At 52.4% G+C, this 26,438-nt stretch carries 21 protein-coding genes; 7 read left to right on the plus strand and 14 right to left on the minus strand.

What is annotated here, in order from left to right; translation table 11 throughout:
- Window positions 1–46: 46 nt before the first annotated feature.
- Both J1782_RS07305 and J1782_RS07310 read right to left on the minus strand, forming a co-directional pair.
- Window positions 47–1,342: a type II toxin-antitoxin system HipA family toxin gene (locus J1782_RS07305; RefSeq protein WP_165059884.1), complete on the minus strand. Its 1,296-nt coding sequence runs from the start codon at window positions 1,340–1,342 to the stop codon at window positions 47–49.
- 3 nt (window positions 1,343–1,345) lie between these two features.
- The gene (locus J1782_RS07310; protein ID WP_217152781.1) at window positions 1,346–1,597 is read right to left on the minus strand and encodes a helix-turn-helix domain-containing protein; all 252 of its coding nucleotides are present in this window, start codon (window positions 1,595–1,597) and stop codon (window positions 1,346–1,348) included.
- 207 nt (window positions 1,598–1,804) lie between these two features.
- Here J1782_RS07310 and J1782_RS07315 point away from each other — a divergent pair, with 207 nt between their 5' ends.
- The gene (locus J1782_RS07315) at window positions 1,805–2,515 is read left to right on the plus strand and encodes a GntR family transcriptional regulator (RefSeq protein ID WP_152326716.1); all 711 of its coding nucleotides are present in this window, start codon (window positions 1,805–1,807) and stop codon (window positions 2,513–2,515) included.
- On the opposite strand, the gene J1782_RS07320 is transcribed toward J1782_RS07315, so the two are convergent.
- Window positions 2,512–3,711 carry an enolase C-terminal domain-like protein gene (locus tag J1782_RS07320; protein ID WP_217152782.1) on the minus strand — a complete coding sequence of 400 codons (1,200 nt, stop codon included), beginning with the start codon at window positions 3,709–3,711 and terminating at the stop codon, window positions 2,512–2,514. The genes J1782_RS07315 and J1782_RS07320 overlap by 4 nt on opposite strands.
- A gap of 322 nt (window positions 3,712–4,033) precedes the next feature.
- Between J1782_RS07320 and J1782_RS07325 the strand changes: the two genes are divergently transcribed.
- The gene (locus tag J1782_RS07325; RefSeq protein WP_217152801.1) at window positions 4,034–5,422 is read left to right on the plus strand and encodes a PTS transporter subunit EIIC; all 1,389 of its coding nucleotides are present in this window, start codon (window positions 4,034–4,036) and stop codon (window positions 5,420–5,422) included.
- A gap of 2 nt (window positions 5,423–5,424) precedes the next feature.
- Here the strand turns inward: J1782_RS07325 and J1782_RS07330 are convergent, their stop codons facing one another.
- Window positions 5,425–6,276, minus strand: a complete 852-nt coding sequence (locus J1782_RS07330; RefSeq protein WP_208950722.1) for a fumarylacetoacetate hydrolase family protein — start codon at window positions 6,274–6,276, stop codon at window positions 5,425–5,427.
- 158 nt (window positions 6,277–6,434) lie between these two features.
- Here J1782_RS07330 and J1782_RS07335 point away from each other — a divergent pair, with 158 nt between their 5' ends.
- Window positions 6,435–7,358, plus strand: a complete 924-nt coding sequence (locus tag J1782_RS07335) for a LysR family transcriptional regulator (RefSeq protein WP_165059887.1) — start codon at window positions 6,435–6,437, stop codon at window positions 7,356–7,358.
- A 28-nt stretch (window positions 7,359–7,386) separates the two neighbouring features.
- Here J1782_RS07335 and J1782_RS07340 read toward each other — a convergent pair whose 3' ends face one another.
- From J1782_RS07340 to J1782_RS07385, 10 genes are all read right to left on the minus strand, one after another.
- A complete protein-coding gene (locus tag J1782_RS07340) occupies window positions 7,387–8,352 on the minus strand; it encodes an ABC transporter ATP-binding protein (protein WP_152326818.1) in 966 nt (321 codons plus the stop codon).
- Between the two features lie 14 nt (window positions 8,353–8,366).
- On the minus strand, window positions 8,367–9,371 hold the full coding sequence (locus J1782_RS07345) for an ABC transporter ATP-binding protein (protein WP_217152783.1): 1,005 nt from the start codon (window positions 9,369–9,371) through the stop codon (window positions 8,367–8,369).
- The gene (opp4C, locus tag J1782_RS07350) at window positions 9,368–10,315 is read right to left on the minus strand and encodes an oligopeptide ABC transporter permease (protein ID WP_165059889.1); all 948 of its coding nucleotides are present in this window, start codon (window positions 10,313–10,315) and stop codon (window positions 9,368–9,370) included. Before opp4C ends, J1782_RS07345 begins: the two co-directional genes overlap by 4 nt.
- Complete coding sequence (locus tag J1782_RS07355; RefSeq protein ID WP_152326710.1) at window positions 10,315–11,274, minus strand: ABC transporter permease; 960 nt, start codon at window positions 11,272–11,274, stop codon at window positions 10,315–10,317. Before J1782_RS07355 ends, opp4C begins: the two co-directional genes overlap by 1 nt.
- A 51-nt stretch (window positions 11,275–11,325) precedes the next feature.
- Window positions 11,326–12,945 (minus strand): ABC transporter substrate-binding protein, encoded by a 1,620-nt coding sequence (locus J1782_RS07360; RefSeq protein WP_244370450.1) that lies wholly within the window; start codon window positions 12,943–12,945, stop codon window positions 11,326–11,328.
- A 407-nt stretch (window positions 12,946–13,352) separates the two neighbouring features.
- The gene (locus J1782_RS07365) at window positions 13,353–14,339 is read right to left on the minus strand and encodes a replication initiation protein (protein ID WP_104925214.1); all 987 of its coding nucleotides are present in this window, start codon (window positions 14,337–14,339) and stop codon (window positions 13,353–13,355) included.
- A 1,371-nt stretch (window positions 14,340–15,710) separates the two neighbouring features.
- The gene (locus J1782_RS07370; RefSeq protein WP_101078106.1) at window positions 15,711–15,920 is read right to left on the minus strand and encodes a plasmid partition protein ParG; all 210 of its coding nucleotides are present in this window, start codon (window positions 15,918–15,920) and stop codon (window positions 15,711–15,713) included.
- On the minus strand, window positions 15,917–16,543 hold the full coding sequence (gene parA, locus J1782_RS07375) for a ParA family partition ATPase (protein WP_014341720.1): 627 nt from the start codon (window positions 16,541–16,543) through the stop codon (window positions 15,917–15,919). The genes J1782_RS07370 and parA overlap by 4 nt, the downstream gene beginning before the upstream one ends.
- Before the next feature lie 1,386 nt (window positions 16,544–17,929).
- On the minus strand, window positions 17,930–19,015 hold the full coding sequence (locus tag J1782_RS07380) for an ABC transporter ATP-binding protein (protein WP_165059893.1): 1,086 nt from the start codon (window positions 19,013–19,015) through the stop codon (window positions 17,930–17,932).
- A 250-nt stretch (window positions 19,016–19,265) separates the two neighbouring features.
- Entirely contained in the window at window positions 19,266–20,822 is a 1,557-nt protein-coding gene (locus J1782_RS07385; RefSeq protein ID WP_217152784.1) for a PLP-dependent aminotransferase family protein, read from the minus strand.
- Window positions 20,823–20,967: 145 nt separating this feature from the next.
- Between J1782_RS07385 and J1782_RS07390 the strand changes: the two genes are divergently transcribed.
- From J1782_RS07390 to J1782_RS07405, 4 genes are all read left to right on the plus strand, one after another.
- On the plus strand, window positions 20,968–22,236 hold the full coding sequence (locus J1782_RS07390; RefSeq protein WP_217152785.1) for a 4-aminobutyrate--2-oxoglutarate transaminase: 1,269 nt from the start codon (window positions 20,968–20,970) through the stop codon (window positions 22,234–22,236).
- A gap of 8 nt (window positions 22,237–22,244) precedes the next feature.
- Window positions 22,245–23,699, plus strand: coding sequence for an NAD-dependent succinate-semialdehyde dehydrogenase (locus J1782_RS07395; protein WP_217152786.1), 1,455 nt, complete (start codon window positions 22,245–22,247; stop codon window positions 23,697–23,699).
- 269 nt (window positions 23,700–23,968) lie between these two features.
- Complete coding sequence (locus J1782_RS07400) at window positions 23,969–24,997, plus strand: ABC transporter substrate-binding protein (protein ID WP_217152787.1); 1,029 nt, start codon at window positions 23,969–23,971, stop codon at window positions 24,995–24,997.
- A 170-nt stretch (window positions 24,998–25,167) separates the two neighbouring features.
- A complete protein-coding gene (locus J1782_RS07405; RefSeq protein ID WP_165059899.1) occupies window positions 25,168–26,433 on the plus strand; it encodes an ABC transporter permease in 1,266 nt (421 codons plus the stop codon).
- Window positions 26,434–26,438 lie beyond the last annotated feature (5 nt).

Here is a 26,438-nt window from a genome sequence, read left to right on the forward strand (position 1 = left end):
GGTGTGAACTGGCGGGCTTTTTTGTTTGGGGATGTTTATGGGGTGTTCAGGGAAGCCTTGATGCCTGACTCTTTAATCCTGCGAATATTGCTTCGCTGATTTTTACAGGAAAACCGGCGGGCAATAAAGCCGCGACGTCCTTAATCACCTGCGGAGTTTTTTCTTTCATTTCCGCCATCATACGGACCACACTCTCTTGCGGAAAATCGACCCGCTGCGCCGTTGTGCCAAAATGCCGGGGAAGGATCCTGTCCCAGTGAAAATGCCGGTTTTTCCCCAGAACAGCCATCGCCATTTTGGCTTTTTTCGCCGGTATACCTTGCGGATGCATAAGCGGGAAAGCAGACATCACGTCATACAGTGGCGTCATCCGGTATGCGCTTCCGGGTTCAATATACACGCTAAAGTTCTTCGCATGACCGTCAATGGCAGCGAGCATCCAGAACAGAATCTGACTCTTAAAAAACAGTTCCCGATCACGTAAAACCTGCTGTGATCCAAGCAGAAGTTTCATTGCCGCCGCGATGCCCGGACCACCATCAGACTGGTATTTCAGCGCCGGAGCCACGCCCAGCGCCTGACAGAAATCTTCCTGCGGCAACCGCATCAGCCAGGAACCATCCTGTGACCAGCGGCGGTCAAAACGCTCAACGACCAAAACCTTCTGAGCGCCAAAACTGGCAATCTCAGACCGTGCAACCGGGAATCCAAACTTTTCGGCTATCTTCAGGCACAGCCATTCATTTTCAACACTTTCGCTTAAATCGATTCCATTGTTTGCTATATAGCCAATGGGAAGTTTAAGAATATGGCTCGTCGGCGTGCTCCCCTGCGGACGATGCCACTGGTCGCGATACCATAACAGGGCTGTTTTTTCCTGAGCTCCGGCCAGCGAAATACGAAAGTCATCGACTTCCGCTTCCATGCCCAAAGGGGCTTCTTTATAGCCCTGAAGAAGATGTTCCACTTCTTCATCGCTTAGCGGTTGGGCATGAATTTCAGTTACCGGCGTGACCTGGCTGTTCTCCGGATACAACTGAACTGCACCGACACAATCGCCCCCAATGCGAGAAAGCAAATCGAAAGGCTGCTTCGTCGGAATGGCAAAACGCGCCTGAATACGGCTTCGGATTTGCTCATTATCGGGGAGAAGGTTATCAAAAAAGTTGTATACCACGGCACCACGAAACTTTGCAGTTTGCAGCGGAAGCGATAACGAAATAGCACGAGCTCCCGCCCGGTTCAGCCAGCTTTCGTGATACACAAATGACATTTCACCGCCACTGGCTTTCTCTAACGTCCCCACCGTAATGCCATTTAACGCGAGCGTTAACTTATCCATGTATTACCACTCCTGATCCCACGACGTTTTGTCCTGTGGATCACTGTTTCTTGGTGCTATCTGCAGCTCTAAATCCAGCGCAGCGAGCAGTTTAAACAGTGTTTCCAACCGCGTTCCATCCGGGTAATTTTCAAATTCAGAAACCGTGGACTGTTTCAGGCCTATTGTCTCAGCGGTTTTACTCTGGCTCAGTTTGCGCTTTTTACGCTCATTCCGCAGTGCATTGGCCAACATTTTTGTTGAAGTTATATTCATATTATCCTCCCTGGCGGATATTTTCAGTATATCCCCTGTAAGGGATAAATCAATTTCTATCCTCTAAAGCGGATAATATTAAAATATCCTCTACACCCTGTAAGCTGTAAAAATCTAATACAGCCTTCAGGCTGTAATTTGCCCTTTCTGCCTGTCGTATGTTTCAATGCGTTCCCGATCTCCCTGTCTCAAATAAGCCAGACGCCCATGAAAAAAAGTGAATTTATCGCTCAGGATTTACTGAGCAAAATTTATCAGAACAGCGGATCGTTGCCGGAAAAGCTGCCACCGGAACGCCAGCTGGCGGAAGAATACGGGGTTTCGCGGTTTACCGTGCGCAAGGCGCTGGAAAAACTGGTGAGTATCGGTGCGGTCCGCATCGTGCAAGGCTCGGGGATTTATATCAATGCGGGCGTCAGCAGTAATCCGCTGGTATACAACTCGATTACCGAGAAGAAATTCACCGAAATCAGTTTCAAAATGCTGGAGTTACATAAGCGGCGGCCTGACCGCGAAGAACAGCAGGTTTTCGATATAACCGCGGATGATTTTATCTGGGCGTTTACTCGTCTGCGACGCATCAGCCAGCGCAACGTACAGATTGAGTATTCGCGGATGCCCGCCGAAGGTTTTTCGGATCTGAATCAGAAAACGATCGAGCATTCCATTCAGCAATACGTTCTGAATAAAGGCTTCGCGATTTCGCATTCCCTCACCCGTTATCAGGCGGTCAGCGTCAGCAAAGAGCAGGCGCAGCTGCTGGGCTGCAAGAAAGGCATCGCCGCCATGCAGATCACCAACAGAGGGATTTTGCAGGGCGGCCGCGTTTACGCGTTCAGCGATATCCTCGACATCGATTATTCATGTACTTACGTCATCCCGTTTAATCAGGATAATCTGGCGTTTCGTCAGACTTAAGGCGTGTGGATCGCGCCGTCGGGCAGGCGGCTTTGCGTCCATTCATGCGGGCGATACACCACCGGAAATTCATTCGCCGCCTCGCTGTTGAAATCCACGCCGATCCCGGCTTCTTCACACGGATAAAAATACCCGTTCTCCGGGGCCTGTGCGCCGGGGAAAACCTGCTGCGTATTGGCCGGATACGCGACAAATTCCTGAATAGCCGCATTATGCAGATGAATATTCAGGTGCGTATTCACCGCCGCGCCGACCGGCGTCATGTCCGGCGGGCAATGCCAGGCCAGACGCACGCCAAAACTCTGGCAAAAATGCGCCAGTTTTAAAGCCGGTGTGATACCGCCGATTTGTGAAACGTGACAGCGTATAAAGTCGATCCTGCGATTAATGATCAGATCCTTCCATTCCGCCGGATTATTGAATAATTCGCCGGTTGCCAGCGGCACGGCGGTCTGGCTGCGGATCTGCGCCAGCCACTCGTTCTGATCGGGCGGCAAAATATCTTCAATAAAGTAAGGCCGGTATTGTTCCACCGCTTTGGCAAACTGCACCGCCTGTTGCGGGAACAGGCGCTCATGAACGTCGTGCAGAATGTGGAACTGATTGCCGTACCTTTCACGCAGCGCTTTAAACATGGCGAGCGTGTTATCCATGTACTGATCCTGATCGTAATACGCGCCCGCCGCCGGTTCGCGCGTGGTGTGGAAATCGCGCGCGTTGCCACCGTAAAAGCCCAGCTGGCAACGGATGTGGCGATAACCTTCGCCCAGAAGACGATCCACTTCGCCGTAGAGATCTTCCAGCGTTTCCCCCGCCGCGTGGCTGTACGCGGTGACCGCATCTTTCGATTTACCGCCGAATAAATGATACAGCGGCATATTCGCCAGCTTGCCTTTGATATCCCACAGCGCCATATCGATGCCTGCGATGGCGTTGTTGATCACTGGCCCGTTACGCCAGTACGCGTTCACCATCATCATCTGCCACAAATCTTCGATGTGATTCGCATCGCGGCCTAACAGCAGCGGTTTGAGGTATTCATCGACCATCAGTTTCACCGCCAGCGGACGCTGCTGGAATGTGGCGCAGCCGAGGCCGAAAACACCGCAGTCAGTTTCAATTCTGACGACCACCAGATTATGGCGATCGGGGCGCGTTATCTGGCATTCAATATGCGTAATCAGCACAGGTTTCATGGAAAATCCTTAATAATGGCCTTCAGCTCTTTTAAGGAAAAGAGTGCGGGAATATTCGTATTGCGGTTATTTCACCGTATTTTACGCCCGGCTGTAAACCTTAATTTCATGCATTTATTTTGGTATGAAAGAACGGTCATTTACTGAAAAAAACCAGACCAATTATCATAAAACCCCGTCTGACCAGGCTTTGAGGGCGGATTGTGTGACCGGGATCCTGTTTTATTGGTTTGTTTTTAAAAACCACGCTCATTACACTCCCTTCCCATCTGAGAATAAAAATACAATTTCCGTCGCGGGGTTCAGGGTGAATACAGAAATAATGCAGTCCGTTATTAAAGGCGTCGGCGGTGCAGAAAATATTAATAAAATCTGGCATTGCATGACCCGTCTGCGTTTTGATTTAGCCGACGAAAATAAAGTGGCGTGGGATGAGATAAAAAATCTGCCCGGCGTTTTGGGTGCGCAAAGCCAGAGCGGTCAGGTGCAGATTATTGTCGGGCCGAAAGTGAATACCTGGTACGAAGCGATTGTTTCGCAGCTGGATCCGGCGTCAAAGCCAACAGGAAATGTTTCCACAAATGCGCGCAAAAGTCTGATCTCGATGTTCATGGATACGGTGTCCGGCGTGTTTGGCCCGATCGTTCCGGCCATTGCGGGCGCGGGAATGATCAAAGGTTTGCTGGCCGGTTTAATCGCCCTCAAGGTGATTTCGGCGAAAAGTGAAACCGTGATGATCATCGATCTGATTGCCAGCGGCGTTTTCTATTTTCTCCCGTTCTTCCTCGCTGTCTCTGCCGCGAGAATCTTCAAAACCAATGAATATCTGGCTGCCGCAGTCGCCGCCTGTCTGATGTATCCGACGCTGATTGACGCCGCAAAAGCGCTCGCCAGCCATACTGCGGATGCGCCAACGGCGTTGTATTTCATGGATATCTTGCCGGTTTCGGTATTTAACTATTCGGCCAGCGTGATTCCGGTGATTTTCTCGGTGCTGGCGCTGAGCTACATTCACCGCTGGGTGGACAAAATCATGCCGGACGTGCTGAAAACCGTTTTCACGCCAACGCTGACGTTATTTATTGCGGCGCTGGTTTCACTGACGGTGATTGGCCCGGCCGGAATTTACCTCGGTAAACTGCTGGCGCTGGGTATTCAGGGGCTGTTTGAAGTGTCATCGGTGTTCGCCGGTTTTATTGTTGGCGCGATCCGCCCGGCGGCGATCCTCACCGGAATGCACCACGCCATGACGCCAATTGCCTTGCAGAACTTCACCGATCAGGGCTGGGACATGCTGATGCCGATGATGTTTATGGCCAACATGGCGATTGCCGGTTCGACCTTCGCGATTTATTTCCATGTGAAAACCCGCGAGCAAAAATCAGTCGTGCTGTCGGCGGCGATTTCCGGGCTGCTGGGGATCACTGAACCGGCGCTGTTTGGCGTGCTGACACGCTATAAAAAAGCGTTTATCGCCACCACGATCAGCAGTTCTGTGGCGTCGGCGTTTATTGCATTCTTCGGGGTGCGGTTGTACGGCTATATTCTGTCGAGCATTTTCAGCCTGCCCGCCTACATCGGTCCGTACTTCATTTATATCGTAATGGGCGTGGTGTTATCGCTGGGGCTGTCATTTACGCTGACATATCTGATGGTCGTTAAAAACAAAGACACCGGAAAATCGGTGCCTCTGGTCAGTCAGGTGCGTTAAATTCAGGCGGCGGCGCTGGCTGCTGCCTGGATTTTATTAGTCAAACGACCGATGTTCTCAATTTCCACTTCAATCGTGTCATTGGCGTTCAGGTACAACGGCGGTACGCGGCTTTTGCCCACGCCGCCCGGTGAACCGGTCATGATCACATCCCCCGGCGAAAGCTGCGTAAACGTGCTGATATAGGCAATCATCTGCGGAATGGTATGCACCATATTAGCCGTGGTGTCGTTTTGCACCAGCCGGTCGTTCAGCCAGGTTTTAATGCTCAGATTCTGCGGATCGCCCACTTCATCCGGCGTCACCAGCCACGGCCCGAACGCGCCGGTGGCAGGCCAGTTTTTCCCGGCGGTGTACCACTTATGCTGCCAGTCGCGCACCGAGCCATCCATATAACAGCTGTAGCCCGCAATGAAATCCAGCGCATCTTCGGCCGGAATATTGCGGCCGGTGCGGCCGATAATGATCGCCAGTTCCCCTTCGTAATCGAACTGGCTGGAAGAGGCGGGTTTGATAATGATGCCGTTATGGCCAACCTGCGAATCGGCGAAGCGGACAAATAACGTCGGCGCGTCGCTGGTTTCATTGAACTCTTTGCGCTTTTCGGCGTAGTTCATGCCGACGCCGAAGATTTTGCCCGGACGGTCAATCACCGGCAGAAAGCTGATGTCGCTCAGCTGAAGATCGGCCGGAAGCTGCGCATAGCGCTGCAATTCGTCAAGCTGATGATGCGCCATGAATTCGTTAATATCCCGGCAACCTGAGTGACGGCCGACATCAATAATGCCGTCTGTCTGGAAGATGCCGAAGCTTTTGGTGTGTTCTTTACTGAGGGTGAAATTAACAATTTTCATAGATGCGCTTAGTTTCTTATTTTACATAAAACAGGTGAATTCACTGGCGTTCAGATTGCGGAGACGCTCACGCCCCTGCAAAGATCGCGAGATTATTGACCGCGCCTCTCATGCCTTCTACTATATTTTTTTACCAAATCGATGAATTTCAGGAATGTATGATTAATAACAGGGACTTAGATTATTTCGTCACCGCTGCGGAGATGATAAATTTGAGACTTGCGTCACAAAATTTAAATATTACGCAGCCCGCGCTATCGAAATCCATCACCCGTTTGGAGAAAGAACTCGGCATTAAATTGTTTAAAAGAGCCGGCCGGGGTCTGGAGCTGACCGAGGCGGGTCGCATTCTTTATCAGCGGGGCTTGGCGCTGCAAAATTCCTATCATGAGATGGCAGAAGTTATGACGGAACTGAGCAGCGGCGCGGGCGGGATTGTGCGTGTCGGCGTGTCGGGTTCCGCGACACAATTTTTACTGCCGGAAATCTGCAAAACGCTGCAATTACAGGTTCCCAACGTAAAACTGGAAATCCAGATCGGCATGAACGACGTGCTGTTTACGCTGATGGAGCGCCACGTCATCGACATTATTATCGGGCCGCTGGTGAACTATGAAAGCCCGGTGGTTCAGGTGCCGGTTACCGCCGATCGCGTGGTCGTCGCGGCGTCACGCGACCATCCGCTGGCGGGCAGGCCGGTTTCGCTGCGCGACATGAGCCGTTACGGCTGGATTTTACCGGCCAAAACCGTGTCGATGCGCCAGTGGCTGGACAAGATGTTCTATGAAAATCATTGCCCGCTGCCGGACGTTAAAGTGGAAATCAGCTCGCTGGCGTCAGTGCCCGGTCTGATCGCCAAAAGTGGCCTGCTCAGTTTTCTTTCTGAAAACATTCTGGTCGAGGAAGAGTTTATCTCCCGCCTGATCCGGATTGATAACGATCAACTGATGATGCCGCGTCGTGTGGGCATTACCTGGCGGGAAGGCGCATTTCTTTCACCCGCGACGCAAAAGGTAATTGAAGTGACGCAAAACGTCGGGAAGAAAATGCAGAGTGAAGCCCGCCGCATGCTGGAAGACTAGGCCAGCCGCGGCGGGAAAGAGCCGGAAATTACACCAGATGGCAGGCGACGCGGTGGCCGCTTTCCACTTCACGCAGTAACGGAATTTCAGCGCGACAACGTTCGGTCGCGCGCGGGCAGCGGGTATGGAAGCGGCAGCCGGACGGCGGTTTTGACGGATCCGGAATTTCACCGCTGACCATTGCCACCGGCTCACTGTCAGGATCAAGCGTCGGCACGGCGGCCAGTAACGCCTGCGTGTACGGATGCAAAGGCTGGCGGAATAAAGCATCGCGGCTCGCGGTTTCCACCAGTTGCCCCAGATACATTACCGCCACGTCGTCGCACAGATGTTCCACCACGCCCAGATCATGTGAGATAAACAGAAACGTCACACCGTGATCGTCGCGTAAATCCGAGAATAAATTGATGATCTGCGCCTGAATCGAGACGTCGAGCGCGGAGATCGGCTCATCGGCAATAATGAATTCCGGTTGCAGGATCAGCGCCCGCGCAATGCCAATACGCTGGCGTTGCCCGCCGGAAAACTCATGGGGAAAGCGGTTGTAATGCAGCGGCGACAGCCCGCAGATTTTCATCACTTCCACCACTTTGCCGTGCAGTTCAGCGCGTGAGCAGAGTTTATGTTCCAGCATCGCTTCGCCGATCGCGTCACCAATACGAATACGCGGATTCAGCGAACTGTAGGGATCCTGAAACACCAGCTGGATTTTCGGTCGCAGCGCTTTAAGCTGTTTCGGCTTGAGCCGGTGCAGGTCTTCACCACGAAACTTCACGCTGCCCGCCGTTTTGTCGTACAACCCGAGAAGCGTTCTGCCGACGGTGGTTTTGCCGCTGCCGGATTCGCCCACCAGCCCGAAAATAGTGCCTTTGCGGATGTTAAAACTGACACCATCTACCGCGCGCAGCTGGCCGGTTTCCTGCCCGAATACGCCGTCGCGGATCGGAAAGTGTTTCTTCAGGCCATCCACTTCTATCAGGTAGTCAGTACTCATCAGATTTTCAGCACTCATGGCTGCAACTCCTTCTGCGTCATTTCATTTGCCGGACTCAGCCCGCTGTAAAAACAGGCCGCCTGCCGCGACCGCCCTTCCAGCGGTGGGATCCCCTGACGACAGCGGTCGGTGGCACGTTCACAACGCTCGGTAAAAGCACAGTACGGCGGCAGCGCAGCCAGATCCGGCACCTGACCGGGAATGGAATACAACCGCCGGCGACGCTCGCCCGGCGTGGGCCGCGACGCGATCAACCCCTGGGTGTACGGATGCAGCGGATTGCGCAGTACCTCCGCCGTTGCGCCCTGCTCAACAATTTTCCCGGCGTACATCACCACCACGTGATCGGCCATCTGCGCGATCACACCCAAATCATGCGTAATGAGCATCAGCGCCATGTGATTTTGCCGCGCCTGATCGCGTAACAGCCGTAAGATCTGCGCCTGCACGGTGACGTCCAGCGCGGTGGTCGGCTCGTCCGCAATCAGCAACTGCGGCTTACAACTGAGCGCCATCGCAATCATGATGCGCTGTAACATGCCACCCGAAAGCTGGTGCGGATAACTGGTCATCAGGCTTTCCGCGCGCGCCAGACCAACGTCGGTGATCATCTTCGTTGCCTTTTCCCAGGCCGATTTTGGCGATTCCCCGAGATGGCGGATCAGCGGCTCAACCAGCTGCTCACCAATGGTCAGCACCGGATTGAGCGCGGTCATCGGTTCCTGGAAAATCATCGCCAGCTGGTTGCCGCGTAGATCCGCCATTTGTGATGCGCGCAGTTTCAGTAAATCACGCCCCTGAAACAGGATTTCGCCGCCATCAATGCGCGCGGCCTGTGGCGGCAGTAATCCCATCAGCGACATCGCCGTGACGCTTTTTCCGCAACCGGATTCGCCCACAATGCCGACGGTTTGCCCGGCCTGAACGTCAAACGTGACGTCCTGCACTGCACGCACACGCCCCTGATCGCTGGAAAAAGACAGCGCAAGCTGATTAAAACGGATCAACGGTTCTGTCATTTTTTACTCCGTTTCATCTTGGGATCGAGCGCATCGCGCAGGCCATCGCCCAGTACGTTAATCGCAATAACGGTGATAAAAATCGCCACGCCCGGTGGCATCCATAACCACGGACGGCGCTGGAAGTCGATCAGGCTGTTGGCCGCGTCCATCATGTTTCCCCATGAAGGCGTCGGTGGCACCACGCCCAACCCGAGATAGCTGAGCGCCGATTCACTGAGAATGGCGTTTGCCACCGCCATCGTCGCCATCACTACCAGAATGGGCACGGTATTGGGCAACAGATGGCCGAACAGACGTCGGCGCGCGGATAACCCGAGCACCTGCGTCGCCAGCATAAAATCACGCTCGCGCAGGGACAGAATTTGCCCGCGCACCAGACGCGCCAGCTTCGGCCATTCCAGCAAACTGAGCATCACGATCACCATGTAGACGCGCGAATCCGGCGAGAAATCCAGTTCCGAGAGCATCGCGCCCATCACAATCAGCAGCGGCAGGCTCGGAATGGTCATCACCAGATCGGCAAAACGCATGATAATTTTGTCAGCAACGCCGCCCAGATACCCCGAAACCGCGCCCATCAGATAGCCGAGTGTCACAGAGAGCAACATGGTAAGCAGGCCGATGATCAGCGAAATACGCCCGGCCAGAAGCAGGCGCGTATAAACGTCGCGCCCAAGAAAATCGGTGCCCAGCCAGTGATCGGCATTTGGCGCTTTATTAATCATCAGTGCATCGGTAGCGTCATCGCGCCATGGCGAATAGTAAGGGCCCACTATGCACCAGACCGCCATGACCAGCAGAAGGATGAGGCAAAACATCGCCAGCCGGTTCTGTCGCAACGATTTCCAGGCCTGCTGCCACGGTGACGGTGTCACCTGCGCCATCGCCGGTATTCCCGCTTCACGAAGCCGGCGGTGTGTTGAAAATAATGATCCAAACATCACGACCTCACACGAATACGCGGGTCAGCCCACGCATAAAGCACATCGGCAATCAGGTTGCCCAGAATGGTGAGAACCGCCAGGAACAGCGTGAATCCCATCAGCACCGGATAATCGCGCGCGGCCAGCGAATCAATATGAATGTGCCCCGCGCCCGGCCAGTTAAAGACCTTTTCGGTGATCAGCGCACCGGAAAACAGCCCCGGCAGCTCGAATCCTAACAGCGTGATAATTGGCAACAGCGCGTTCCGCAGCGCATGTTTGAGGATGACGGTGCGCTCGCGCAGCCCTTTGGCGCGCGCGGTACGGATGAAATCCATGCGTACGACGTCCAGCATGCTGGCGCGGAAATAGCGCGTCAGGCTGCCCGCCTGAAGCATCACCAGCGCAATCACCGGTAATACCAGGTGCGCCGCGACCTGCATCACCCAGGCCCAACCCGTGGCGTCACTGCCGGTATTGGTCATGCCGCCAACCGGCAACCAGTGGAGATCAACCGCAAACCATTTGATCAGCAGCAGGCAAAGGAAAAACGTCGGAAATGACATCGCCGCGAATATCACCACGCTGACGACGTGATCAAACAGCGAATAGGGTTTCATGGCAGAAACAATACCCACCGCCAGCGCGATACCCCAGTACAGCACCATGGCGATAGTCGCCAGCAGGAAGGAGTTCCAGATGTACTGATTCAGCAACTGACTCACCGGGATCTGATATTGCAGCGAAAAACCCAGATCGCCCTGGAGCAGGTTCCCCAGCCAGTGCAGATAGCGGCTAAGCAGAGGCTGATCGAGGCCGTATAACGCTTTGAGTTCGGCGGCACGCTGAGCGGTCAGGGTAATATTGCCGTCGATAAAATCGCCCGGCGTTTTGGCAAACAGCATAAAGATGAGCAGCGAAGCGAGGAACAACATCGGGATGGTTTGAAGCAAACGACGCAGAATGAAATTTCTCATGACTTTCTCATTGAAGCTGCCGGTAAGAACCGGCAGCAACGTGATTTCTGATTATTTGACGATTTTGACATCCGGCAGGCTGCCGGTCAGGCCGTTGTAAATATCCGGTTTGAAACCGGTCACGCGGGCACTGCTGGCCGACAAAATTTTACGGTTGCCGAGCAGGATCACCGGCGGATCGTTCGCCAGAACTTTGTACAGTTCGTGGTAAACCGGCTTACGTTTTTCGATGTCGAGGGTCGCATTACCTTCGTTGATCAGCTTATCCACTTCCGGATTGTTGTAACCCTGCTCCGTGGCCTCTGTGCTGTAGTAATCCCAGACGCCGTCGTGCGGATCATTGAGCGTGCTGGTGCTGAATGACGCCAGATCGTAATTCCCCGCTTTACGTTGCGACATCAGCGCGTTGAAATCCACAACCTGTGGTTTCAGCAGCACCCCAATCTTCTGGTAGTCCTCTTTGGCGATAGGGATCAGGGCGTCGTTCAGTACTTTTTTGCTCACCAGCAGCGTCAGTTCCAGACGTTTGCCGTCTTTCACACGAATGCCGTCAGCGCCGGTTTTCCAGCCCGCTTCATCCAGTAATTTACTGGCCTGCGCCGGATCGAATTTGTACGGATTCACGCCTTCAGTGTTATACGCCCAGGAGATTGGCGCGATCGGCTCGATAGCCACGGAGCCGTAGCCCTGATACACCACGTCGATCAGTTTCTGGCGATCCAGACCGTAAATCAGCGCCTGACGAACTTTTACATCCTGCAATACCGGGCGATGAAGATTGAACTCAATCTTGCTGTAATCGCTGGATCCGTACAGGTTGATGTTCGCAAAACCCAGCAGTTTAAGCTGTTCGATATCATCCGGGCGTGACGTAAAAGCGTCGTAGTCGGTATCGCCGGTCTGGAATAACTGGAAGTTCGTCGACGGATTGGTGACACGATAAATGAAACGTGGCGTCGGAGGCGTACCGCGGTAATAGTTTGTGTTGGCGTGGAAACGGATCTCCTGCCCCGGAATGTATTTGTCGTAAACATACGGGCCGTTACCCAGCGGTTTGCCGTGCAGCGTGCGCAGTGTATCGAGATTTCCACGCTGATAATCTTTGCCGTAATAGGCTTTCGACAGCACCGGCCCGCCGATTTTTTGCAGCGTAGTCGCGCCCGGTTGCGTGGTTGTCACCTGAAGGGTCAGCGGGTCGATAACTTTCAGACCACTGACGCTGTCCGCTTTGCCCTGCTTATATTCATCACCGCCGGCAATGTGTGCCAGCGTGATATCGGTGTCGCCGTCATATTTCGGGTCGTACAACACGGTCAGTGTGAACGCGACGTCTTCCGCCGTCAGCGCTGAACCGTCGCTGTACTTGAGGTTCGGACGCAGTTTGATGGTATACGTTTTGCCGTCCGGGCTGACCGTCCAGCTCTCCGCCAGACCCGGAACCAGTTTGCCCTGACTGTCCCAGTCAATCAGGCGGGCGAAGATCACGTTGGTGACGTTTTCATCCCAGCCATTCACGAAGAAGTAAGGGTTAAAAATGCCCTGCGGTTCGGAGATCCCGGCGATCACGGTGTCCGTACGCAGTTTCGCGGCAGCAGGCACCTGGCTGGCGTCTGTGGCCGGAGTGATGCCTTCTTTAAGAACATCGTCCGCAAAGGATAAAGAAGAAAACATCACGGCGCTGGCCAGCAATGCGATTTTAAAAGAAGCGGTGCGGCGCGCGCGGGAGACGGATTGCGCGGGGGCAGAAGTGAGTAACGTAGCCAAGTGACATCCCTCATCAATAAGTGTGCAATAGGTTTACAAAACATGACGAAGAGTAAGGTTGGGGTTTGTCCTTGTCTAACAACGAAAAAATATGGCTTATAGCTTTTGGGCAGTACGCTGAAAAAGCCGCCAAAACGGGTAATGTGGAATGATTTCCTGCCCATACCCAGTAAGCACTCACTAACCATTCAGGTCAGGATAATCAGTAAGTTAACTGTTATGGACGTCGGAATCCTCCGGATCCGTACAAAGAAAAACGGCGTATCTCATCGAAGATACGCCGTTCATTTCGGAATGCTTTCCGGCCGGGACTGTCAGGCAGCGGTTTTCTTACTGCGGGAACTGACCTCAGAGAGGATCTCTTTTTGTTTGCTCTTCTCGCCGATCAGCTTGTACCAGCCTGAAAGCTTGCGCAGATCCGGCAACGTCGCCTTTTCTTCAACGTCGTAAGCGCTTAATTTCTCACGATACTCTTCGAAGATGGTGATACAGCGGCGTGCCCACTCGCCTTCCAGCGCCGAACCTGCCACTGCGCGCGGACGGCGCGGTAAGCGCGGGCGCAGTGGTTTACTGGCTTCTGGCGCTGACTCATCGACATACGCGAACTTGATCGAAACAACGGTTCTGCCCTGCTTCACAGGCTCCCAGACCACAGAGATATCGGTATTGGCGTTGATCCGGTTGATCGTCGGTTCAAGCAGCTTCTGGCGGAAGTCACGGTAATCCTCGTATTTGCCTGCCAGACCGGCCTTCTCGCGCATCCAGTTGAGATCCAGGGTCACTTCAATGGCTTTACCGCTGCGTCTGCCGTAGAGGTTCTTGGCTTTGATTAACCAGCCATACAGACGCACGGAGAACGGCGTATCCAGTTTGGCGATATTAGCAAAATTGAGTTTGGTAAAAGACTCTTTTAATTCATATAGATACGGTGCAACGTCCTGACCAAATCTCAGTACAACGGCGCTGTGATCATCACTGCTGACGTATTCCAGCCGCGAGAACCACGAAAGCTGAACGGTACGCACCTTTCCGGTTTTCGTATCCGGTTTGTAGATGGTGACCGGCTTTTTCATCAGGCTTTCTGCAGCTTCACGCAACTGGCGGTGGCTGCTGGTCGGGTTTACCCCGTAGATCCGCTGGTAATCCTGAGGGAAAAGTCGATATAGCGTGTCCGGCTGAGGTTTCCTGCTATCAATTTGTGCCAGCGCCAGGTTAAGCAAGCGCATTTCATCCAGAGTAACGCTGTAGGCGCCTTCAAGAAGATCGTTCCCCTGAACTACGGTGAGTTTATTCAGTTCCATGTAGCAGGATCCATAAGTGGAAAGTAGGTAAATTATTCCACATAAAAAATACTGACGTAAAGTAAAAACAAGGCTTATTTATTCCTTTACTTTCAAATTGTTATAAGAGGATCCTAAAACATCGATCAGGAAAAACTTCCACATATGATTTTCCACCGACTCCGGGATCCTTTTTTTAACATGCTGGATCGGCTCGCTTTTTACAGGAAATTACTCCACTTATCGGACTGAAGATCTCCAGCCCGGAATGTCTGAGATACTCGCTGCTCTCCCCTGCCGATCAGAAAATTCTTCCACATATAAGTCCATACTGCACGTTAACTGACCGTAAACGGCTTTGTGATCCCGTTATCATTTCAACATACCGGCCCGTTCCCTGTCTGAATCGGGATCTACAGGAAAACTTTCCACATATATGTGCCCCGGCGATCAGAAAATGTCTCCACATTTAGGGATACACGATCGGCGATCAGGAAATAACTCCACATATAGGGGGCGTTCCGATCTCAGGAAATCTTTCCACGTATAGCAATGCGCGGGATCAGGAAATACTTCCACGTATTCCATCGTAAGGTGTTAACTGACGGCACAGTTACCGTGAATTCACGCACGTTTGATCAGATAATTCTTCCACATATAGGCAAGTGACAATGTCACATATTTTCTAACCCACTGTTTACAAAACATTATATTTCCAGAGATCGTTTGAATAGCGTTAATCAGATCAGAAAATGTCTCCACATAACCGCTGATTGGATCAGGAAAATCTTCCACATATGCCCTGCTCTGCTGCCCGGATATCGATTTCTGAAGCCGATTATGCCTGACCAGGATGATCCTCTCCCTGCTGCGTGACACAACGTGACGCTGTCACAGGAAATGTCTCCACATTAGGGCTCGTTCTGGGATCAGGAAATTACTCCACCTGTCATAAAAATGAGTTGTGGCAATTTGTTAGTGTTAAATCTAAGCTGATGTTCATGACATGGGTTCCCAATGGAAACTGTCCACAGAAAAAAGCTCCACGTATCCAGTGGACTGATCTGTAAGGGAATTATCCACAGGAAAAAGCTCTACATTCATCATGAAAAGGATCCACATCCAACAGGAAGGATCTCCACTCCGGGCAGGAAATATCTCCACAAGACGCGTTGTATTCTGCTGATTTACTTAATAAAAAACCTCTCTTAAAGAGAAAGATCTAAACTTATAAATAAAAACAAAACACTATTTGATCTTGGGATCCTGATAAGGACTGGCGACGTTAATACGTAAGGGATTAGGAAAAGGAAACACCAGAAGGGACAAGGTTGTGCAGGCTTCAGAAACAAAAGCGGGCCAGAAAAGGCCCGATCCAGACGGAACAAACGATCAGGAACGTTCGTTGGTGATTAGCCAGGCATTGATCAGCTCTGTCAGAACGTCTTTCATCTCGCGATCTTGCAGGAAGCAGCTGGTTTTGAAACGGCGATGCAGCTCTTCATCGATGTTAGTCTGTAACTTCTTCACTGAAGCGGGCGGCTTTGCTACAGCGTCCAGTGCTGTAGTCAGTTGTCTGTGCTGGCCAAGTTTCATTTTCATTTCAACAACTCCGTAATTTCTTTGGTCATAATTTCAATCTCGCCTTTCGCATTACCGTCCGTTGTATCGAAGACTGTTCCGCCATCCATCATGGTACGGATGTATACCTGGCGCTGAGTGGTGCCTGTGCGCAGTGCCGGAACGCCTGTATCAGCAATCGATTCTTTCAAGACTTCCAGCATCTTAGCGGATGCGACTTTCTTGGTGATCAGAAAACGCGCGATGACAGGCTGTAAATTTTCACGCGCCTCAACAACGGCAAGTATAGCGCCACAGGCTGCAAAATCTAAAGGTGACGGTGTCACGGGGATCAGGACTAAATCACTGACCATCACCGCTGCTGATGAAATTGCCGAGATTGCTGCTGCACCGTCGATGACTACGTAGTCATATTCTTTCAACTGCTTACGTACGGTATAAACTTCTTTTTCTGATGCGGCTTCCGCCAGGTCGAACTGGCATTTGCTTTCGTCGTACCAGTTGCTGATGCTTCCTTGTGGATCGGTATCGACCATCACGACTTTATGACCTTGTCGTGCAAGACAGGTTGCGATGTTAATAGAAGTCGTGGTTTTCCCTACCCCGCCCTTCCCGTTCAGGAAAGAAATAATTTTCGCTGCCATAACAACCTCTTGGTGAAGCGCTAAATGAAGATTATTGAATCCCGTAATCATAAGGTTTCGGGATTCATTATTTATGTAATCATAGGATTCTGGGATTTAAAAATCCATGAATCACAGGATTGAAGCACTACTATAAAGTTTACATCCGATGATTTCAATATTTTAGGATTACCGAATTATATTATCCTGTGATTTCAGGATTACGTGATTACCGGTTGATTGATTACGGCGGTAACATAATGTTCAGGATGTTATGATTTTTGAATCCCATCATCCCAGGGTTTTGGGATATCAGGATTGCAGGCGGATAAGGCTGAAGTATCGATCTCAGAGAATAAGGGTGCTAAATGGAGCTACAAGGATTTCGCTATCTTGTGATTTTATGATTCTGCGTTCTTGGGATTTTCGCGGGGATGCATCATGCCAATGAGAGCGCCAAAAAGTTTCGGCTGGTGTTGACGTTCAAAACAGTAGCCATGAAAATCTCACCATCTCACCATCTCACCATCTCACCATCTCACCATCTCACCATCTCACCATCTCACCATCTCACCATCTCACCATCTCACCATCTCACCATCTCACCATCTCACCATCTCACCATCTGATGATTCCTGTATTCAGGGATTTGTGCATCTTTGGATTTCAGAATCATGTGATGCCAGATATGTATCTTATGATTACAGGATTAGATGATTCTTAGACGCCTGAGATTACAAAATCCTGAAACATGCGTATATGAATCGTAGGATTACGGGATTAAGTAATCTTTGAATTATTAATTATCAATTGAAGCACAAACAGGTATGTACGGCACGAAAGGATTACAGGGTTACATGATTCCGTAATCTTGAAGAGGATCACAGGAGTATAAGATTACACGTTGGTGAGTGCTCAATGGACTTAACTTATTATGTGTATCACGTAATCCTGGGATGTAGAGTGAATCTCAGGATTGCATGATACTGTTTTGGATTCTGTGATTCCATAATCATTTTAATAAAATCAATTATTTATCAACACGAGGTGGAGCTGTGTATAATCAGCCTTCAGAGGATGTCAGGATTCAATGATTTCCACTAGGATTTTGAGATTACAGGATATCCATAATAAATCACGGGATTATAGGATTATCATGATGCGCTGGGATTCGGCGATTCCATGATTATGGAGATAATGAATGCAGAATATTAAGATTCAAGGATTCTGGGATTTATGATTGAATAAGATTACAGAATCTTAAGATTTCAGGATTGTCACGGCTTGTGATGACAAGATGACAAGATGACAAGATGACAAGATGCAGGAAAAGCAAATCCCAAGATTATAATATCTCGGGATTTGGGGATTTGGGGATTGTAAGATTCAGAGATTTTAAAAGCAGAATTAATGAGTTACCACATCCAGTGCGCGCAGGTGTTCGGGCAACCAGGAAAGCAGAACTTCTGATCCGGCTTTCCAATCCGGATTCATGTGTGCGGCAGAAAGCTTAACCATGAAATTATCCTGACCAGCAACTTCAGTCATCATACGGACATGGTCGCCGAGATAGATGAACTGTTTAATCCGCGCTTTGACCTGTTCCATACCCGGCTGAGGATTGTTGATACTGATCCGCTCGGGGCGGATTGAGAGCAAAATTTTCTTACCGGGTGAACTCGGGCGAATTTTAACGGCGCGAAGAATTGTGCCGTCATCGAGAGATGCGCGATAAAAATCACCTTCGGCTGCCGTATTGGTTGCCAGCAGACTGTTATTTTCTCCAATGAACTGTGCAACAAACGCATTATCCGGTTTTTCATAAATCACACTCGGGCTGTCCATCTGCTGGATAACGCCGTCGTTAAATACCGCAACGCGGTCAGACATGGTCATCGCTTCGCTTTGATCGTGTGTCACATAGACAATCGTCAGATCCAGCATCTGGTGCAATTGCTTGATTTCCATTTGCATATGTTCGCGCAGTTGTTTATCCAGCGCCCCGAGCGGTTCATCCATCAACACCAATTTCGGTTCGAACACCAGAGCGCGGGCGAGGGCGACACGCTGCTGTTGCCCGCCGGACATTTGCGCCGGATAGCGATCTGCCAGCGGTTTAAGTTTGACCATATCCAGAATACGGTCAACTTTCTCCTTGATATCCGTCTTGTTAAGACGACGTATCGTCAGCGGAAACGCCAGATTTTCGGCCACCGTCATGTGCGGGAACAAGGCGTAATTCTGGAAAACCATCCCGATATCACGCTGATGCGGAGGCAAATTATGCAAAGGTTTATCGCGTAGCAGAATTTCTCCCTGAGTCGGCGTTTCAAACCCTGCAAGCATCATCAGGCTGGTTGTCTTGCCGGAACCTGACGGGCCAAGCAGCGTCAAAAACTCACCCTCATGGACATCAAGATTGAGGTTTTTAACGACCAGTTTATCGCCGTCATAGCTCTTCTTGATATTTTTGAAGCTGACATACGTTCTCATAACAGGTACTCCGCGAAGAAAAATACTGGAAAGTGGATGACGTAACCCGGCACAAATCATGCATAAAACATCCTCAGAAGGAGTGTTTGTGTGGCGTTATTAAAAATCTTTACCACCCGTCCGAAACGCTAACAAGCATTTTTTAGCAAAAAACCACAAAAAAGGAGCCTGAGAGAAATCTCGCAGGCTTATGAATTTTATTGCTATTTTTAAAAGTCTTCTGCTTATTGCTAGCAATATGGAAGGGGGATTACGCAGGATCAGGCAAGTCGTCAGCTTCCGATTCGGTGAGCTCAATCATCGCCTCCTGCGCACTACAAGATTGCAGCCTGCGCCGTAAACAATCCACGATATGCCCAAACGCGGGCACAATTTCTTCCTCCGAAACACCGCCATAACCGAGCAAAAGCCCGCGCCGCGGGGCCGGACGCAGGTAATAAGCGGAAAGCGGGCGGGTCAGCACACGCTTTTGCTCCAGCTCAGCGCTCAGCGCTACGTCATCAATCGAATCCGGCAACGACAAAATCAGATGCAATCCGGCATTGCTGTTTTCGCTTAAAAACTCCGGCCCGAGCTCCTGCTCAATCAGCTTCGTCAGCACATTACGCCGCTTGCCGTAAATCAGCCGCATCCGGCGGATATGTGCCGCGTAATGACCTTCGCGTATAAATTCCGCCAGCGTAAGTTGCGTCAGTCCGTTACCCGCCCGGTACAACTCGGAATGTGCAATCTTGAGGCGCGAAGCCAGAGGGCGCGGCAAAACGACGTAACTGATTCGCATCGCCGGGTACAGCGTTTTGCTGAACGTCCCGATATAAATCACAGGTGCATCGCTGCTCAGGCCTTGCAACGCGGGGATCGGACTGCCGGAATAACGAAATTCGCTGTCGTAATCATCTTCCACCACCCAGCTGCCTTGCTGGCTGGCCATCGCGAGAATTTTTTGTCTGCGCGCCAGACTCATTACCGCACCCAGCGGATAGTGATGTGACGGTGTCACGCATATCAGTTTAGGCGCGCGGCTTTCTGGCGGATTTTCAGGCGGATCCATACCGTTTTCATCCACCGGAATTGGCTGAATATCCACGCCGTTGATGGTTAGTACATTGCGAATGCCCCAGTAGCTGGGTTCTTCAATCCAGGCGACATCGCCCGGATCGCAAAGCATTTTTGCCAGTAAATCCAGAGCCTGATGCGTACCGGCGGTGATGAGGATCTGGTCGGCAGTGCAGTCCACCGAGCGTGCAATACGCAGATAATCAGCGAGCGCATGCTGAAGTTCCGGGCAGCCACCGTGGCGCGAATAGGTGAGATATTCCGGATGCAGACGGCGGCTCAGGCGGTTTTGCAGCTTGCGCCAGATGTCATGAGGAAACTTTGTTACATCCGGTACGCCCGGCATAAACGCGCCCCACTGGTGCGACGCCACGCCGGTGCGCGTCAGCAAATTTGAACCGCGTTTGGAAAGTGAAACATGGCTGCGGAGCGGGGCACAGCGTGTGGTGTTTTTGTCGGCGATCACGCCGTCTTCCGGTAAATCGGATGTGACGAAGGTACCACTTCCGGTACGCGTCTGAATGTAGCCCTCAGCCTGCAATTGCTCGTAGACCGCCAGCACCGTATTGCGCGAAATATCCAGTTCTTTGGCCAGGTCCCGGGATGCGGGTAAACGGCTGCCGGGGCTGATGCTGCCGTCAAAGATAGCCTGTTGTAATGCCTGATAAACGCGCCTGTTCAGCGTGCCTCCTGAAGATTCAGAAAGCCCGGTGAGACGCTGAAAAATGAGGTCAGAGAGCAGTGAGCGCAAAAGTGGATCCTCAAAATAATTAAAACTGGTTCTGGATTATAGAACCGCTGACAGGATAAAAAACAAGGACAGATTGCTATTTCGACAAATTGTTCACCTTGCAACCGGCAATCTCCAAAACATAACCCTCAGGCAGGAGCGAAAGATGAGTCACAGCGAACTGGAAAAACGCCGTAAAGAAGCGACACCGCGTGGTGTCGGCGTCATGTGTGATTTCTATGCAGCGAAGGCGGAAAACGCAACGTTGTGGGATGAGCAGGGTCGGGAATATATCGATTTCACCGCCGGGATCGCCGTGCTCAATACCGGTCACCGCCATCCGAAAATTGTCGAAGCGATCCGCAAACAGCTCGACCTTTTCACGCACACCGCCTACCAGATTGTGCCTTATGCAAGCTTTGTCACGTTGGCCGAATGCATCAACGAAATCGCTCCGGTGACAGGAAATGCGAAAACCACCTTCTTCAGTACCGGTGCCGAAGCGGTAGAAAACGCGGTGAAAATTGCCCGCGCGGCCACCGGTCGCCCCGGCATTATCACTTTCTCCGGTGCATTCCACGGCCGCACCTTACTGACCATGGCGCTGACTGGAAAAGTCGTGCCATACAAAGTGGGTTTCGGTCCATTCCCGGCATCAGTATTCCACGGTCAGTACCCGAATGCGCAACACGGCGTCAGCACCGAAATGGCGCTGGAAAGCATCGAACGAATTTTCCGCAGTGATATCAGTCCGCAGCAGGTTGCCGCCATTCTTTACGAACCGATTCAGGGCGAGGGCGGTTTTAATATTGCGCCGGAAGATTTTGTGAAAGGTCTGCGCGACATCTGCGACCGTCACGGCATCGTGCTGATTGCGGATGAAGTGCAGAGCGGCTTTGCGCGTACCGGCAAAATGTTTGCATCTGATTACTACCCGAATTCCCGACCGGATTTAGTCACCATGGCGAAAAGCCTGGGCGGCGGGATCCCGATTTCAGGCGTGACCGGTCGCGCTGAACTGATGGATGCGCCGGAACCGGGCGGTCTGGGCGGCACTTACGCGGGCAACCCGCTGGCGGTGGCGTCGGCGCTGGCGGTTCTCAAAATCATCGAAGAAGAAAAACTCTGCGAACGCGCGAGTCGTCTGGGTGCGGAATTGGTTGAAACGCTGGAAAAAGCCAAAGCGAAATGCCCGGCGCTGGTTGATGTGCGTGCGCGCGGTTCCATGGTCGCGGCAGAATTCAACGATCCGGCGACAGGCAAACCGTCGGCAGAACTGACAAAACAGTATCTGCGTAAAGCGCTGGATGCCGGATTGCTGATGCTGAGCTGCGGCGTCCATGGCAACGTGATCCGTTTCCTGTATCCGCTGACCATTCCTGATGCGCAGTTCAAAGACGCACTGGCTATTTTGTCCCGTGTGCTGGCTGACTGAGGAACGCTATGCAACTCAAACATACTGAACTCCTGCGCCAGCAATGCCTGATCAACGGTGAATGGGCCGACAGCGAAAATGGCGAACGCGAGGACGTCGTCAACCCGGCAACGGGCGCGGTAATCGGCAGCGTACCGCAGATCACCACCGCGCAAACGGCGCAGGTTATTGCTTACGCCGAACAGGCGCAGGCGGTCTGGCGGGAAAAAACTGCCAAACAACGTGCCGCGCTGATGCAGAAATGGGCGCAACTGATGCTCGAAAATGCGGACGACCTGGCTGCGTTGCTGACTGCTGAACAAGGCAAACCGCTGACGGAGGCAAAAGGCGAAATTGTTTATGCCGCATCGTTTATCGAATGGTTTGCCGAAGAGGCGAAACGCGTGGAAGGCAGCGTGCTGGCACCGGTTCAGGCGTCACAACGCATGCTGGTTCTGAAACAACCGGTTGGCGTTTGCGCGGCCATCACACCCTGGAATTTCCCGGCGGCGATGATCACCCGTAAAGCCGCACCGGCGCTGGCCGCAGGTTGCGCGATGATCGTGAAACCCGCAGAACAAACGCCGTTCAGCGCTTTAGCGCTCGGGCAACTGGCGGTCGAAGCGGGCATTCCGGCGGGGGTATTGCAGGTGATCACCGGTTCCGCGCAAAAAGTCGGCAAAGTGCTGTGCGCGAGTCCGGTGGTTCGCAAACTGAGTTTTACCGGATCCACGGAAGTCGGGCGCATCCTGATGGCCCAAAGTGCGCCGACGGTGAAAAAACTCTCTCTCGAACTGGGCGGTAACGCGCCGTTTATCGTGTTCGATGACGCCAATCTCGAGCGCGCCGTGGCCGGTATTATGGCTTCGAAGTTTCGCAACAGCGGGCAAACCTGCGTCTGCGCTAACCGGATTTATGTCCAGCAGGGGATTTACCCGGCGCTGGTGAAACGGCTGGTAGAAGAAGTGGAAAAACTGAAAGTGGGCGAGGGTTCTCAAACCGGCGTCACGCAGGGGCCGCTGATCGACGACGCAGCCGTCAGCAAAGTGCGTGAGCATATCGACGATGCGCTCTCACACGGGGCAACAATACTGACCGGCGGCGAGCCGCACGCGCTGGGCGGCACGTTCTTCCAGCCTACCGTGGTCGGCGGTGTGACATCTGCGATGAAATTTGCGCGCGAAGAAACCTTCGGGCCGGTCGCGCCGGTTTTCAGTTTTACCGATGAAGCGCAGGTGGTGGCGATGGCGAACGATACAGAATTCGGGCTGGCTGCTTATCTCTTCACGCGTGACGCTGCGCGCCAGTGGCGGGTATCGGAAGCCCTGGAATACGGCATGGTGGGCATCAATACCGGTCTGATTTCCAACGAAGTCGCGCCGTTCGGCGGTATTAAACAGTCCGGTCTGGGGAGGGAGGGGTCCCGCCACGGTATGGACGACTATCTGGAAATGAAATATCTGTGCATCGAACTGGGTGAGTAATCCTGACGCACAACGTCCCGATAGGGTGCAGAAATGCACGTCAGCTGTGCAAGGTTCATTAATAAAAAGAAACTGAGTGGTCATGAGGCACAAAAAAATCACATAACGCCTCTGCAAAACCTGTCCGCCCGTCATTTACGGCGTGGCGGACGGACTCAACAGTAATGGCATGGTTTATGCTTCGTTATAAAATATGATGCATCATATTTTTAACAATGCCGTTACCTTAGCGCTTTCATTACTTTTTTAGTTAACCCAGGAGTCACAGCATGTTTAAAAAGATTGCCCTTACCACTCTTCTCGCCGGGTTGGTGTTTCAGGCTCAGGCTGAATCTCTGACAGTGATCTCTTTCGGCGGTCTGAATAAAGACGCTCAGGACAAAGCGTTTTACAAACCTTTCGCAGCAGCCGGTAAAGGCACCATTGAGCCGGGCGAATACAACGGTGAAATGGCCCGTATCCGCGCCATGGTAGAAACCAAACAGGTGGGCTGGGACGTGGTGGAAGTCGAAAGCCCCGAACTGATCCGTGGCTGTGATGAAGGGCTGTTTGAACCGCTGGACTGGAGCAAACTGGGCGACAAAACGCAGTACGTGCCGGGCGCGGTAACCGAGTGTGGTGCGGGCATTTTCCTGTGGTCAACTGTGCTGACGTATGACGCCAGCAAACTGAAAAAAGCGCCGACCAGCTGGGCTGATTTCTGGGATGTAAAAGATTTTCCGGGCAAACGTGCGCTGCGTAAAAGCGCGAAATTCACGCTGGAAATCGCCTTACTGGCCGATGGCGTGAAGCGTGAAGACATCTATAAAGTGCTCGCCACGCCAGCCGGTGTGGAACGTGCCTTCAAAAAACTTGATCAAATCAAACCGAACATTCAGTGGTGGGAATCCGGCGCGCAACCGCTTCAGTGGCTGGTGTCCGGGGACGTTGTGATGACTTCTGCCTACAACGGCCGCGTGAGCGCCGCGCAGGGTGAAGGTCATTACTTCAAAATGGTCTGGGACAACAGCCTGTATGACCTCGACAGCTGGGCTATCGTGAAAGGGTCCAAACATAAAGATCTGGCCGAACAGTTCATCGCTTTCGCCAACAAACCTGAAAACCAGAAAGTCTTCGCCGAAACCATCCCCTATGGGCCGACTGAAAAATCAGTCACCGGCATGATTGACCCTAAATATGCGCAGAACTTGCCAACTGCCGAGAAAAACCTGGCAGGCGCTTTGCAGGTAGATACTAACTTCTGGATTGAGCATGGCGAAGATCTGGAACAGCGCTTCAACGCCTGGGCTGCTAAGTAAATACCCGTCATCCTTCGGTCTGACTCTGCTTTGGCTTCGCTCACGAACCCCGGTCACAGTCTTTTGTGTGCTCCCGGGGACTTGCTCACTCGCCGCCTTGATTCAGACCGAATGATTTTGTGCTCAGCACCTGTGAAAAAAGAAATCAGAACCCGCAGCGGGAGAAAATTATGAGCCAGACCGAAATGCTGACGACACCGGTGCCGGACGACGCCGCTTCAGGGCCGACGCTGCGTCAGCGCCTGCGCAAAGTAGAAGCGGCGTATACGCGACGTTCTTTGTTGCTGATTGCGCCACTTTTGTTATTTGTGATTGTCAGCTTCCTGTTCCCGATTGCGTCCATTTTGGGTAAGAGCGTGACCAACCCGGAGCTTGGCGAAACCCTGCCGGAAACCGTGGCGCAGCTTGCGCATTGGGAAGGCAAAACTGTGCCGGATGAAGCGACGTTTTCCGCGCTGGTGACGGATCTGCGCAACGCCCGCAACAGCGGGCAGATGGCGACTATCGCCAAACGTCTGAGCTATGAGGATAACCGCTACCGGAGCCTGATCACCGGCACATTACGCCATGTGCCCGAAGGTACCGCGCCGGTCAAAGAGGCGCTGATCCAGAGCATGCCGCTGTGGGGCGAAATGAGCACCTGGCAGACGTTGCAGCGCGCGGCGAAACCGCTGACTTCCTATTACCTGCTGGCTGCGTTTGACCGCAAAGTTGACGTCGATACCGGCAAAATTACTGCGCTGCCGCCGGACCAGGCGCTGTATGTTAACGTTCTTCTTCGCACCTTGTGGATGGCGCTGGTCGTCACGCTGTGCTGCGTTGCACTCGGTTATCCGCTGGCGTACTGGCTGGCGAAACAACCGGCCGGTCGCGCCAATCTATTGATGATTTTGGTGTTACTGCCGTTCTGGACATCGCTGATTGTCCGCACCGCCAGCTGGATTGTTTTGCTGCAATCCGGTGGTCTGATCAACCGCGCGCTGCTTTCCACCGGCATCATCGATCATCCGCTAGTAATGGTGTTCAACCGTCTCGGCGTTTACATCTCGATGACGCACATCATGCTGCCGTTCATTGTTCTTCCTTTATATGCCGTGATGAAAAGTATTTCGCCGAACTATGTTCGCGCGGCGATTTCACTCGGCGCGCATCCTTTCTCCGCGTTCTGGCGGGTGTATGTGCCGCAGACCTATGCCGGGGTCACGGCGGGTGCGCTGCTGGTATTCATGATGGCAATTGGTTACTACATTACGCCCGCGCTGCTCGGCGGGCCGGGCGATCAGATGGTCAGTTATTTTGTGGCGTTCTTCACTAATACCACGATGAACTGGGGAATGGCGGCGGCGCTCGGGAGCCAGTTGCTGGTGATTGTTGTGCTGCTTTATATCGTTTATATCCGCGTGACGCGCACCAAAGCCGAAGTGGCTGCGAACTAAAGGGG

Origin of the sequence: Rahnella sp. BCC 1045, assembly GCF_019049615.1 — a bacterium.
Classification (GTDB): domain Bacteria; phylum Pseudomonadota; class Gammaproteobacteria; order Enterobacterales; family Enterobacteriaceae; genus Rahnella; species Rahnella contaminans.

Bases quoted from the DNA above. Each gene is read 5' to 3' on its own strand.
- J1782_RS07305 (WP_165059884.1), bottom strand. From the start codon at position 1,342: ATGGATAAGTTAACGCTCGCGTTAAATGGCATTACGGTGGGGACGTTA.
- J1782_RS07310 (WP_217152781.1), bottom strand. From the start codon at position 1,597: ATGAATATAACTTCAACAAAAATGTTGGCCAATGCACTGCGGAATGAG.
- J1782_RS07315 (WP_152326716.1), top strand. From the start codon at position 1,805: ATGAAAAAAAGTGAATTTATCGCTCAGGATTTACTGAGCAAAATTTAT.
- J1782_RS07320 (WP_217152782.1), bottom strand. From the start codon at position 3,711: ATGAAACCTGTGCTGATTACGCATATTGAATGCCAGATAACGCGCCCC.
- J1782_RS07325 (WP_217152801.1), top strand. From the start codon at position 4,034: ATGCAGTCCGTTATTAAAGGCGTCGGCGGTGCAGAAAATATTAATAAA.
- J1782_RS07330 (WP_208950722.1), bottom strand. From the start codon at position 6,276: ATGAAAATTGTTAATTTCACCCTCAGTAAAGAACACACCAAAAGCTTC.
- J1782_RS07335 (WP_165059887.1), top strand. From the start codon at position 6,435: ATGATTAATAACAGGGACTTAGATTATTTCGTCACCGCTGCGGAGATG.
- J1782_RS07340 (WP_152326818.1), bottom strand. From the start codon at position 8,352: ATGAGTACTGACTACCTGATAGAAGTGGATGGCCTGAAGAAACACTTT.
- J1782_RS07345 (WP_217152783.1), bottom strand. From the start codon at position 9,371: ATGACAGAACCGTTGATCCGTTTTAATCAGCTTGCGCTGTCTTTTTCC.
- opp4C (WP_165059889.1), bottom strand. From the start codon at position 10,315: ATGTTTGGATCATTATTTTCAACACACCGCCGGCTTCGTGAAGCGGGA.
- J1782_RS07355 (WP_152326710.1), bottom strand. From the start codon at position 11,274: ATGAGAAATTTCATTCTGCGTCGTTTGCTTCAAACCATCCCGATGTTG.
- J1782_RS07360 (WP_244370450.1), bottom strand. From the start codon at position 12,945: ATGTTTTCTTCTTTATCCTTTGCGGACGATGTTCTTAAAGAAGGCATC.
- J1782_RS07365 (WP_104925214.1), bottom strand. From the start codon at position 14,339: ATGGAACTGAATAAACTCACCGTAGTTCAGGGGAACGATCTTCTTGAA.
- J1782_RS07370 (WP_101078106.1), bottom strand. From the start codon at position 15,920: ATGAAAATGAAACTTGGCCAGCACAGACAACTGACTACAGCACTGGAC.
- parA (WP_014341720.1), bottom strand. From the start codon at position 16,543: ATGGCAGCGAAAATTATTTCTTTCCTGAACGGGAAGGGCGGGGTAGGG.
- J1782_RS07380 (WP_165059893.1), bottom strand. From the start codon at position 19,015: ATGAGAACGTATGTCAGCTTCAAAAATATCAAGAAGAGCTATGACGGC.
- J1782_RS07390 (WP_217152785.1), top strand. From the start codon at position 20,968: ATGAGTCACAGCGAACTGGAAAAACGCCGTAAAGAAGCGACACCGCGT.
- J1782_RS07395 (WP_217152786.1), top strand. From the start codon at position 22,245: ATGCAACTCAAACATACTGAACTCCTGCGCCAGCAATGCCTGATCAAC.
- J1782_RS07400 (WP_217152787.1), top strand. From the start codon at position 23,969: ATGTTTAAAAAGATTGCCCTTACCACTCTTCTCGCCGGGTTGGTGTTT.
- J1782_RS07405 (WP_165059899.1), top strand. From the start codon at position 25,168: ATGAGCCAGACCGAAATGCTGACGACACCGGTGCCGGACGACGCCGCT.